Annotated in this window: 14 protein-coding genes and 1 pseudogene; 7 read left to right on the forward strand and 8 right to left on the reverse strand. The window is 57.9% G+C overall.

Annotated features, from left to right (window positions below):
• The 7 genes from P0D96_RS46525 to P0D96_RS46555 form a co-directional block, all read right to left on the reverse strand.
• Positions 1 to 414, reverse strand: a 414-nt coding sequence (locus tag P0D96_RS46525) for a hypothetical protein (protein WP_408320945.1), incomplete at its 3' end; no start/stop codon positions are given.
• Positions 415 to 416: 2 nt separating this feature from the next.
• Entirely contained in the window at positions 417 to 560 is a 144-nt protein-coding gene (locus tag P0D96_RS46530; protein WP_408320947.1) for a hypothetical protein, read from the reverse strand.
• Positions 561 to 679: 119 nt separating this feature from the next.
• Entirely contained in the window at positions 680 to 1,840 is a 1,161-nt protein-coding gene (locus P0D96_RS46535) for an acyltransferase family protein (protein WP_408320949.1), read from the reverse strand.
• Positions 1,841 to 2,076: 236 nt separating this feature from the next.
• Positions 2,077 to 2,517, reverse strand: a complete 441-nt coding sequence (locus P0D96_RS46540; protein ID WP_408320951.1) for an SGNH/GDSL hydrolase family protein — start codon at positions 2,515 to 2,517, stop codon at positions 2,077 to 2,079.
• 194 nt (positions 2,518 to 2,711) lie between these two features.
• On the reverse strand, positions 2,712 to 2,990 hold the full coding sequence (locus tag P0D96_RS46545; protein ID WP_408320953.1) for a response regulator: 279 nt from the start codon (positions 2,988 to 2,990) through the stop codon (positions 2,712 to 2,714).
• 138 nt (positions 2,991 to 3,128) lie between these two features.
• On the reverse strand, positions 3,129 to 3,308 hold the full coding sequence (locus P0D96_RS46550; protein WP_408320955.1) for a hypothetical protein: 180 nt from the start codon (positions 3,306 to 3,308) through the stop codon (positions 3,129 to 3,131).
• Between the two features lie 189 nt (positions 3,309 to 3,497).
• The gene (locus tag P0D96_RS46555) at positions 3,498 to 4,553 is read right to left on the reverse strand and encodes an acyltransferase family protein (protein ID WP_408320956.1); all 1,056 of its coding nucleotides are present in this window, start codon (positions 4,551 to 4,553) and stop codon (positions 3,498 to 3,500) included.
• 324 nt (positions 4,554 to 4,877) lie between these two features.
• On the opposite strand from P0D96_RS46555, the gene P0D96_RS46560 reads away from it, so the two are divergent.
• From P0D96_RS46560 to P0D96_RS46590, 7 genes are all read left to right on the forward strand, one after another.
• The gene (locus P0D96_RS46560; protein ID WP_408320958.1) at positions 4,878 to 5,954 is read left to right on the forward strand and encodes a class I SAM-dependent methyltransferase; all 1,077 of its coding nucleotides are present in this window, start codon (positions 4,878 to 4,880) and stop codon (positions 5,952 to 5,954) included.
• 210 nt (positions 5,955 to 6,164) lie between these two features.
• Positions 6,165 to 6,524, forward strand: a complete 360-nt coding sequence (locus P0D96_RS46565; RefSeq protein ID WP_408320960.1) for a hypothetical protein — start codon at positions 6,165 to 6,167, stop codon at positions 6,522 to 6,524.
• Positions 6,521 to 7,090, forward strand: coding sequence for a glycoside hydrolase family 19 protein (locus P0D96_RS46570; protein ID WP_408320962.1), 570 nt, complete (start codon positions 6,521 to 6,523; stop codon positions 7,088 to 7,090). The genes P0D96_RS46565 and P0D96_RS46570 overlap by 4 nt, the downstream gene beginning before the upstream one ends.
• Before the next feature lie 78 nt (positions 7,091 to 7,168).
• Complete coding sequence (locus P0D96_RS46575; protein ID WP_408320964.1) at positions 7,169 to 7,654, forward strand: hypothetical protein; 486 nt, start codon at positions 7,169 to 7,171, stop codon at positions 7,652 to 7,654.
• Positions 7,655 to 7,662: 8 nt separating this feature from the next.
• Positions 7,663 to 7,881: a hypothetical protein gene (locus P0D96_RS46580; RefSeq protein ID WP_408320965.1), complete on the forward strand. Its 219-nt coding sequence runs from the start codon at positions 7,663 to 7,665 to the stop codon at positions 7,879 to 7,881.
• A gap of 41 nt (positions 7,882 to 7,922) precedes the next feature.
• Positions 7,923 to 8,285: a hypothetical protein gene (locus P0D96_RS46585; protein ID WP_408320967.1), complete on the forward strand. Its 363-nt coding sequence runs from the start codon at positions 7,923 to 7,925 to the stop codon at positions 8,283 to 8,285.
• Positions 8,286 to 8,401: 116 nt separating this feature from the next.
• Entirely contained in the window at positions 8,402 to 8,779 is a 378-nt protein-coding gene (locus P0D96_RS46590) for a DUF1353 domain-containing protein (RefSeq protein WP_408320969.1), read from the forward strand.
• A gap of 593 nt (positions 8,780 to 9,372) precedes the next feature.
• On the opposite strand, the pseudogene P0D96_RS46595 reads toward P0D96_RS46590, so the two are convergent.
• A pseudogene (locus P0D96_RS46595) lies at positions 9,373 to 10,573 on the reverse strand (tyrosine-type recombinase/integrase).
• Positions 10,574 to 10,696 lie beyond the last annotated feature (123 nt).

Here is a 10,696-nt window from a genome sequence, read left to right on the forward strand (position 1 = left end):
GCCGATTCTCCAGCCCTGATACCTGAAATACGGTTCAACGGTGATCGAGACGCCCGGCGCATTGCCATTGCCCACAAAATTCGCGTCCGGGACGTTGTACAGCCCGAGCTTCTGATGGGTCTTGGTGCTGTAATTCTGGTCCATTGGCGTGCACGTGCAGTCCGATGAAACGTGGCCGAGGCTCACGTAATTGACATGCCAATCGACGCCCCACGATTCACGGGTGTAGAGCGGTCCAGTGAAGCCCGCGGACAGCACCGGCGCGCTCAATCCAAGTTGACGCGGCATGCCTTGCTGATACCACGTGTTGTCGCCTTGGGTGCCGTATCTGGACACGCCAGCGCCGAGTTCGATATGCACGTAATCGGTGACGTTGTCGGCATGCGCCGCAGCGGCTGTGCAGCCGAGCGACATTGCTACGGATGCGGCTCGCCAGCGGGCGCCCGGGAGTCGGTAGTCGCGTCCAGATCGATGATCGCGCCAGTCTCGCGCCGGCACCACTCGAACACCTCGTCGACCGTCGCGTTGCGATTGTGCAGCGCTCCCGCGAGGAACAACATGGGCAGGCTCATTGGTCGTGGATCGCGGGGGCGGTTACCAGCCTGCCGTCCTCGTCGGTGACCATAAGCTAATCTCACATAAGCGCTTCACCGGGAGTTTTCGTAATGGCAGTGTGATGTTACGCGGCACGTCTTTCCTCAATCTGTTCGACGCGCGCCGCTCGTGATCCAAACGCTTCCGCGATTCTCGCCCCTGCTCTACGCAACGGGGTCTCGATTAGCCTGAAATTCAGATCCGCTAGTAGGAATGTCGCAGCAAACGCAGTCAAGATGAACCTTAGAGTAAAGGTGCCGTCCAGCGGCTTACCGGCCATGCGGCTCCATATCTCCCGTGTCGCCATGAACGCCGGAAAGTGGATGAGATATAGCGCGTAAGACCGCGCACCGATCCACCCCAGGATTGTTCTGATGGCGCCTTTCGGGCATATGAAGCCGTGCTCAAAACTGGCAGTCCAGACCAGTGCAACGGAAACAATGGCTGCGAGTCCCGTGTAGAACGGTACTGTGAAGAAAAGAGGAGAAGGCAGTGCGCAAAGCAGCGCGATCAGACCGGTTGTCCACGCGACAGAAGCAAAGCGTCGCGAAAGAAATGAAGGCCTCGTCAACAGATAAGCATCATTCCGCCGTACCATGGCAAGAAGCACTCCGAGGCAGATCGCGTCAGTGCGTATAGCCCAAAAGAACGACCAGACAGGGCGGTCGGCGAAGAACTGCGCTGCGGCAAGCGCCATGAATGGGGCGGGCCACCACTTCCTCGGGACCGCTGAAAGGAGTATTGGAAACAGCATGTAAAACTGCTCTTCGACGGCTAGGCTCCAGTAGATTGAATTGTTTCCACAAACTGCCCCCGTACCGTGGAAGCAGTAAAAGAAGTGAAGATTCGCGATCAGTAGCAGCACCGACACCATGTCGGCGAGATTTCCTCTAGTGGTTTCAAATGCGCCACTCGAATTAAATACGACTGAGCATATCGTGACGATCGCGATCCACGTCCAAGCACTGGGCCATAGCCTCCACGCGCGCCGAATCCAGAACTTCAGTGCGACTATGGTCTTTTCTCGGGTCGTCCCCGTGTCGTTTGAATGTTCGAGGAAGGACAGCGTGATTACGTATCCCGAGATCACGAAGAAGAGATCAACGCCTGTCCACATAGGCGCGTGATTCCAGAAATTGACAGCGTGCGGGCTTCCCCAAAACAGCAAATTCTTGACGTGCGATACCAACACCATGAGCACGGCGATAGCGCGCAGAACTTCGATCTCAGGGTTCTTTTTCGACATGTCAAACGGTGTCCATAAGGGTCGCAGAAGGAAATATTACCATCCGCGACGGCCTCCGCCGGGTGGCCGACCTGAAGTAAGTCAAGGTGGATGGCGCAAACATGCGCCTCACAATGCCGTCAAGTACAGAAGCGGATACGCCGGCCTTGTAGGAATATAAGCGAACATCTGGATGGATGTTGTCCGGAAGGGCAGATTGCCAATTCGGAAAGTTTTCCATAATGGTTGTCCACTGATCAACGATCGGGGCAGCCGAGCTGCCGCGCGACATATTTTTCGTCGTTTACTAGCGACCAGAAATTGGCATTGTGCGGATTGTTAATCGGATTCGGCGTCATGACGACAAACGTCTTGCCGTACTGATTGGCAATCGCCGCAAACTGGGAATACATGTAATTCCAGTCCGATGTCGAAAGTCCCGGTTGGTACGCGTCGTTAATGCCGCAATTCATCGCGACGATCTGCGCGGTTGATTGCGCCATTTCGGCCGCCCATGACTGCGTGATGCTGGGGTTTCCTGTGCCGTATAGCCATTGGGCGCACGTTGATCCGCCAACACCACGATTTTGCACGGTGACAGTCGGGCCAAGTATCGGCTGTAGTTGCGATTGCAGCACAGCCGGCTCATTGTTTGCCGACTGCACATCTGTGCCATTCACGAGCGTGTACCCGTACATGGTGGAGTCGCCGTACATCGTGAGAGTGACACCGCCTTCGACCTCAGACGTGGCAACAGGTTTTGCTGCTGGTTGAGCAGGAAGGGTGACGGGAAGACTCGCAGCGGGTGTGGTTGTGGACGCGAGGGCCGCGGAACTACTGGGGGTGCCGCCACCGCCGCCGCATGCGGACAATGCGCACGCAGAAACAGCGGCTACTGCCCCTGCTCGCCATCGGTCGCCAGGTCGACGTGAGCGCCGGCTTGGCGCATCCGTTTGAGCACGCGAGCGATGGTCGCTTCGTCCAGTTCCAGCCGACTTAGACCGAAGAACAGCGTCTGAGCGCCGATCGATCGTGGATTGTTCTGTTCCGTGTACGACCGCCAGTGACGGCCGCTCGATAGGCCAAACAGCTCGGCCATCTGCAGGCTCGTAAATCCGAGCTCGTCTTTGAGATGCTGAAGCTCTTCCGGGGAAGGCGGTGTGTACTTCATGGCGAAGTGGTCCAGCGCCAATAGAGGCGCGAAACAAGCGGTTCATGGTGTTTTCCTATCTCGGAGTTTTGGCCGCGCGACGCGCTTCCAGCAACCATGATGGTAGGCACATTGTGCCTGATTGTCAAGAGATAACGTTCACCGCCAGCGCGCGGTCTCGTCCTCATCGGGGTCATCACTCGGATAGATTTCGCTCGGATGCCTTCCCATGTTGCGCCAAAAGTCGACAGCCTCGGCGGCGAAAGCCTGTCCGAGGAACTTCAGTGCGGTCCATGCGTCGCTCGGGACTTCCTTGATTGCGGTGATGATGCTATTCATTGTGTTTTCTACGGTTACGGTTCCATTCGAATTCGCCCGTAACCCATAGAACACCGCCAGCACATGAAGCGAATAGTTCGAAGTTGGGGATCCTGAGTTCGCCCGTAGCGAGTTGCGCGGCGGCCATCGCCAAAATCACAAGGGACGTGATACCGACCAACCGCACAAACGATTGTGAGGCTAGTGTTTTCATCGTATCGCGGAAGCAGGTGAAAGCCGGCTAGATTCCCGCGGCTTGAAAGTCAGTGCCTTTTTCTCGATCAGGTGCCACGACAAGGCGGCGCATGGGATAGTGAGGATGAACGCCAGGCCAATGTGCGTGACGAGTGGCATATGCGGAAGTTTTAAGGTGAGAACCTGCTGGATCGGGAACGCATACAGGTACAGTCCGTACGAAAAGTCACCATACCGCCCAGCCGATTTAAGCAGGCGCGTCGAGTGTTGCCCCATCGTGATAAAAATGTACGGGATAGTCACCGATGTGACAGTAGCGGCGATGTATGGCCGATAGACGCCCGTGGGCAGTACGATCGCGAGAACGTAGGCCAGGAAGGCAAACACCGCATATTCAGTCCGCAGGGGCACCTTTTTGCAGACAGCCAGAAATGCGCCCATTGCGAAATACGCAGCCATCGAGACCGCCGCGCGTACCTCAGTTGCGTACACAACGAGTCGCGGTCCCGTGTACCCGATCTGGATATAGATTGCCGCGCATGCAGCAACCACGGTAAGCAGCGCGAACGCAATGCTTTTTCCTCTGCCAGCCAAAACCATCAAGGTCGGCGTCACAATGTACATGAAGAATTCCGCAGGAAGGCTCCACAACGAGCCGTTCGTCGCGTTGGCTATCGGCGCATGCTCGAACACGCCGGGAAGGTAGTAGATGATGTACAGGCCCATGCTTCTCAGGTAGAAGTACGTCGACCCGTTCGAGAAGTAGTTGCTGACGCTGAGCGTTGAAACCAGCGGGCCTAGCACGAATGCTGACAGTAGCACCACGACGATCAATGCCGGGAAGATTCGCAATCCCCGTTTCATAAAAAAGCGTACCGGGTCGGGATCGTTCATCCAGCTTTGTGCGATCAGGTAGCCGCTGATGGAGAAAAAAATGATGACGCCGTAGACATGCAGCGGCGTTCCAAGAATCTCAGGAGCAATCAGGCCATTGATTGGATAGGCATGCCCCACGATGACGATCGACGCCGCGATCAGTCGTATAAAGTCGTAATTGTTACCGATTTTCATTATGAAACTCAGGTCGGAAGGTAAGTTCGCGCGATTATATACGCTCCTGCGCCCATCCACTGCCTGATCTGGCCGAATCGCATTACCTCGTTAATTCACTTTCAGCGCCCCGTGGAGCCGGTTTTTGCGTCCAAAACACGACCACAGCCGCGTCTGGTTGGCTTTTTGCATTTCTGACATCCGCTGTTAGTCGAAAACGACTTCGTTCCGTTTGCCGTCTGCGAGCGCCGTTGCCAGTTTCCGGTCCGAGATTGTCCGTTACACTCTCACCGAGCCGGGTCGTTGGGTAATGGCTGTGCGCGCACCTCGAAATTGAACGGAGACATGATGCTGACAGACATGAAGATTTCGTTGAAAAAAGTCGCTACTCGGCTTCCGCCGATCGCGCGTCTCTTGGATCAACGCAGTACGCTGGCAGCTGCTTTGCGGAACGCAACTCGCGAAAGAGATGAGGCGGTACTTGAGGCTGCGAGATCCGCGGCCGAGAGTGATCGAGCCATTAAAAAAATTGCTGCTTTGCAGACGACGCTCGGGGAATACGAGGCAAAATTGGTCCGGTTCGGAGAGGGGCCGCCATGGGTGCCCAACGGTCACTTCTATTCGCCGATCGCGCCTCAGGAAGAGATAGAAAAAGATGCAGACCGCATCTTCGCGCCATGGCCGCGAACACTGCCGGGGATCGATCTAAGGGAAGACGAGCAGCTGAAATTCCTGGAGGTTGTGCGCGGCTTCTATGCCGACCTTCCGTTTAAAGCCGAGAAGGTCGAAGGCTTACGCTACAACTACGGGAATCAGGCCTACAGCTACTCGGACGGGATCATCCTGAACAGCATGCTTCGATACGCGAGACCGAAGCGGGTTATCGAGGTAGGCTCCGGACACTCGTCGTGCATGACGCTAGATACAAGCGAGATTTGGCTAGATAACTCGGTCGAGTGCACTTTCATTGAGCCATACCCAGATCTGCTGCATTCGCTTCTGAAGCCGGGCGATGAAGAGCGCATCTCGATTCTGCCAACCCGTGTTCAGGACGTTGATCTCTCAGTCTTCAAGGCGCTAGAGGCGGACGATGTATTGTTTATTGATTCGACACACGTAAGCCGGGTCGGCAGCGATGTAAATCGATTGATCTTTGACGTTCTGCCGACGTTGGCCAAGGGCGTCTATGTCCATGTCCACGACATCGTTTATCCATTCGAATACTTCAGAGGTTGGATCGAAGCCGGTCGCGCTTGGAACGAGGCGTATTTGCTCAGAGCATTTCTTGAAAACAACAGCGATTTTGAGATCGTGATGTTCAACACCTTCATGGAGCACTTCCATGAGGATTATTTCGCCAAACATCTCCCGCTTTGCCTGCTCAATCGAGGGGGGAGCATTTGGCTGCGCAAAAAGGATTAGGTGGGTTCTGAGCACATGTGATGGTCACTTGGCCGCCTTCGGGCGGCTTTTTCATTTTGCGACGAAGAAATGGAAAGACCCCGCGCGCCTTTCGGCACATGGGGTCTTTTGGCTCCCAACAACAGAATAGACCTGCTGCCTAAACCGAGCAAAATTGTATCAAATAACTGACAGCCGCCTTTGAGCGGCTTTTTTTATTTCCGGGGATTCATGGAAGCCAAAGACATGCTCTGCCTGCCGGACGATGAGTTTCGAGCTCACGTCGTTGAATATCTGGTTGTCCACGATGCCGCGATCGCCGAGAACACAGCAGTCACACGTAATGTCGCTGCGACAGCCAATCAGGTCGCGGAGGACACAGCCCTCATTCGCAGCATTCTGAGCGACGTCGCCGCAGGTGCGCGGTTCATGTGTCGCTTGGCGGCCGCGTGGAGATTCTTTCAGAGACAGGTGTTCGTGCCGTTCGGATTGCCGATCCTCGCGCTATACGGGCGCTGGTTCTACACGCAGTTCCATCGTTTCCCCACGTGGCTGGCTGACTGCTTCAAATTCCTCATGGCGGTGCTATGAATCTGACTGCTCCCATCGTTGCCGCGGGGTGCGGCTCGACCGTCATGCGCGCATCGCAGTGGGTACAGCCGCTTCAGGCAGCGTGCGAAAAATACGCGATCACAACGCCGCCGAGCGTCGCCGCGTTCCTCGCGACCGTCGGCGTCGAGTCGGCCCGGCTCGTCTTCACGAAAGAGATCTGGGGGCCGACGCTTGCTCAAACCGCGTACGAGCCACCGCCGAAGAAGGCGAGTGAGCTGGGTAACACGCAGCCCGGCGACGGCATCCGATTCTGCGGCCGCGGTCTGATCCAGGTGACCGGCCGGCGCAATTACACGCTCGCGGCGATCGGCCTTGATCTCGACCTGCTCAATCATCCCGAGCTGCTCGAGCAACCGGTCAACGCCGCGATGTCGGCGGCTTGGTACTGGTTCAACCGCAAGCTCAACGGGTTCGCTGATGCTGGTGATTTTCTCGGCGTGTCGCGCGCGGTGAACCTCGGCAACGCAGCGTCGAAGGCGACACCGAACGGCTATTCCGAGCGGCTGGCGCTCTATGGCGCCGCGAAGAAAGCGATCGGCATCTAAGTCTTTGATTTCGCTCCATAGCGCGAATCCGAGTTTTGACTAACCAGCTGCCTCCGGGCGGCTTTTTTCGTTACAGATATGACCGACGTTACCGAAATCCACGAAGAAAAAGAGACGTTGACCGTCGACGTCAACATACCCGGCCACGAGCCGCGCAAGACGACGGCGCTGTTCGAGCGGACGCGTAAGGCTCTGATCTCGCGCGCCGGCGGCCGCTGCTTCATTTGCAACGCGACGGCGGAGGAGAGCGGTCATCCGCTCGAGGCGCATCACCACCCGATCGAACGCTCATTCGCCGAGATGATCGACTGGGACCGCTTCAAGTTCGACGCGCAGGCCGGCGTGTGGGGCGAAGCGATCCGCGCTTTCGACTGGGACAACTTCACTGACTGGAACCAGTTCGTCGACGACATGACCGTCAACGGCATGTTGCTTTGCAAGGCGCATCACATCGGAAAGGACGAGGGCATGCATGCGCTGCCGTTCCCGATCTGGATTCCACAAAAGTACGGCAAAGAGGGCTATCAGTTCTCGGCCGCCGAAGTCATTCACCACGCAGCATAGGAGCATCCATGGCTCAAAACTCAGCAGTCGTCACTGGTGGCGTCGCGATCTCGACCGCCACCCTCATGCCCGCAGTCGAATGGGCTCTCGGCCTGGTGTTTCATGTGCCGGTGCCGGCCAGTGTTTCGTCGCTCGTCGCCGGCGTGCTGGTCGCCGGCGCACACGCGGCACTCAACTACGGCGCCGCGCGCTTCGGCGCCAAGCAAGCCGCCGCTCCCGCGCAGTAACCATCTCGCCGCGTTCGCGGCACAACTCCGAAGGAAATTCCATGAAGAAGCTTATGCTGCTTGCGGCAGGCCTTGGCCTGTCCATCGCTTTCGCTGGGTGTGCCGCGCCGGGCGCCGCACCCCAAGCGCCCGCTCAGCTCGTCGCCACGCTGCAGGTCAAGGCCCAGAAGGTCTGTACCGTCAGCGTTCCTTTCCTCGCGTCGATGTCGGCGATGAAGTCGCAGCTTTCGACCGACGCGCAAGGCTATCTGGCCACCGCCTCAGACAAGGTTGGAGCGGCCTGCACGAAGGTGGAGAACGCCGGTTCGAGCACGTCGGGAGCGCCGATCTCGACGGCCAACATCAGCGCGCTGGTCAATGACGGCGTGCCAGCACTCATCAAGGTGATCGATGCGTCCGGATGAGACCAGAAAACCAAGGATGCTGCCGAACTCGCGTTGACTGCCGCGCAGCTTGCGGTGACAACTGCGCTCGCGGATTACCTGGTCGCGCCGGCGCCAGCGTCCGGAGTGACGCCATCGTGAGCGCATTTCTGACCGAATTGCAGATGGAGAACGCGACCCGAAAGGATGACGGGCACTGGCGCGTGATCGCGCCGCTCGTCTATCAATCCGACGTCGCCGGCATGACCTTCACGGTGCCGACCGGCTTCATCATCGACCTTGCGTCAGTGCCGCGTGTGCCGATCGTCTACCTGCTGGCCGGCGGCACGTCGAACGAGGCGAGCGTGGTGCACGACTTCATTTATTCGACGCATCCTTTGCCGCGCAACATTGCCGACGCAGTGCTGCGCGAGGCGTCGGCTGTCACCGACGTGCCCGCTTGGCGCCGTTGGGTCATGTGGGCCGGCGTCAGGCTGGGCGGCGGATCACATTGGAATCCGCAGGTCGCCGCCTAGATGTAAACCGCTTCACCCCGTCCGAAGCATCGCTGCGCGCTTCGGACGGCACTCCTCAATGTGAATTCGTTGTGCTGCTGTCGCCGTTTAATCAATCACTGACGGTTTGCGATCAGTTCTGCTTCGCCCCTATCTGGATGACCTATGCTTATTGCATAGGTCGGTTGTGTCCGAGAAGGAGGGCGAAATGGAACGGTGCCTTGCTTGCGAGACTTTGATCGGAAGAGCTTCAACAGTGCCCCCACACGAAAAACTCCAGTGCTCTGGAGCGGGTGTTTTTGGTACGCCAAAAACACCGATAACACGTTACGTCGTTTACCGATGCACCTCTTGCGGTTGCTGGATGAAGCAAAACACATCCCATGGATTACCGGCCGGCCTTTGGTGGGAATGCGAGTCGAGCGGTCCTGTCCCGCAAGTTCCTGAGCGCAAGCCTCCCGACCATGCCTGGAGGAAGGCGGTACTTACCTCAGTGGTGGGGCGGCCCCGATAGCCCCGCGGAGCGAGCGTCTGTTGGAAAAAATCACGACAGACGAGATCGATGGGGACGACAGCCGTTGCGTCGTACTGGGCGAGAAGCAGGAACACCGTTTTCATGAACATGCCTGGTCGGAGAGATAATCCGCCCACTGCTGCATCATCCTGCGGCGCTCCGGCAGATACTCTGCATGGACGTAGGCAGCCGTCACCTGATTCCGCTCGGCGTGTGCCAATTGGCGATCGACTACGTCGCGGCTGTAGCCAAGCTCACGGAAGACCGTAGCCGCGAGTCCGCGGAACCCGTGGCCGGTCATACGCGATTTGTAGCCCATGCGATACAGCGCGAACAGCATGGTGTTAATCGAGATCGGCTTCCGGCCTTGCACGCTGTAAAAAAGGTGCCGTTCGGCGCCGTTCAATTTCTTCAATTCATCGATTATCTCTAGCGCCTGCCGTGACAGCGGCACGATGTGCGGATCCCGCATCTTCATGCGCTCAGTTGGAACCCGCCATTCGCGTGCCTTCTCGTCGATCTCGGTCCACTCGGCGTTGATCATCTCGGTCGTGCGCACGAACGTCAGCGCCATGAACCGAAGCGCGAGTTGCGTCACGCGATCACCAGAATAGGCGGCAATGTCCTTCATGAGCTGCGGGATCTCGACCGGTTTGACGCGCGCCATATGCTTGACGCCCGTGCCCTTCTTCAACACCGTCTCGGCATCAATATCAGCGGCTGGGTTGCGTGAGCAGCGGCCGGTCATGATCCCGTACTGGAAAATGGCGCGGGATCGCTGCAGAACTCGTTTGGCCGTTTCGCGGACACCGCGGGCCTCGATCGCTCGCATGATTTCCAGCATGTGCGGCGCTTCAATGTCTCCGATCGGCTTGGCTCCGATCTTCGGGAAGGCGTCGACTTCCAACGAATTGATCACCTTGCCGGCGTAGACCTCGGTCCAGCCAGCTTTCTGCGACTCGAGCCACTCGCGGGCGACCGCTTCGAACGAGGAAACGGCCTCGAGTGCCCGCGCGCGTTTCACTTCTTTCTTCTGGTCGGATGGGTCGGTTCCCGCGGTCAATAATTGGCGCGCGGCAAGACACGCCTTCCGGGCGTCGGCGAGCGACACTTCTGGGTAAACACCAAACGAGGCGAGCTTTTCCCTTTCCGTCGAAACGGTACTTCATCCGCCAGTAGCGCGCGCCGTTGGGCATCACCTGGAGGTAGAGCCCCTTGCCGTCGGCGAGGCGGTAGGGCTGTTCGGCCGGCTTGGCCTTACGGACTTGAAGCTCGCTCAGAGGCGCGATTTGCTTGGGCATGGTGTTGGGGGTATCGAATTTGGGGGTACCAGGTGATATCCCCACCGATACCCCCAACTAATCTGGATTGTATTGGGCAAACGTGGGCAATGATGGCAGCAAAAAGCCCCGCAGCGCAAGGCA

Origin of the sequence: Paraburkholderia sp. RL17-347-BIC-D (genome assembly GCF_046027915.1) — a bacterium.
In the GTDB taxonomy this organism is placed as follows: domain Bacteria; phylum Pseudomonadota; class Gammaproteobacteria; order Burkholderiales; family Burkholderiaceae; genus Paraburkholderia.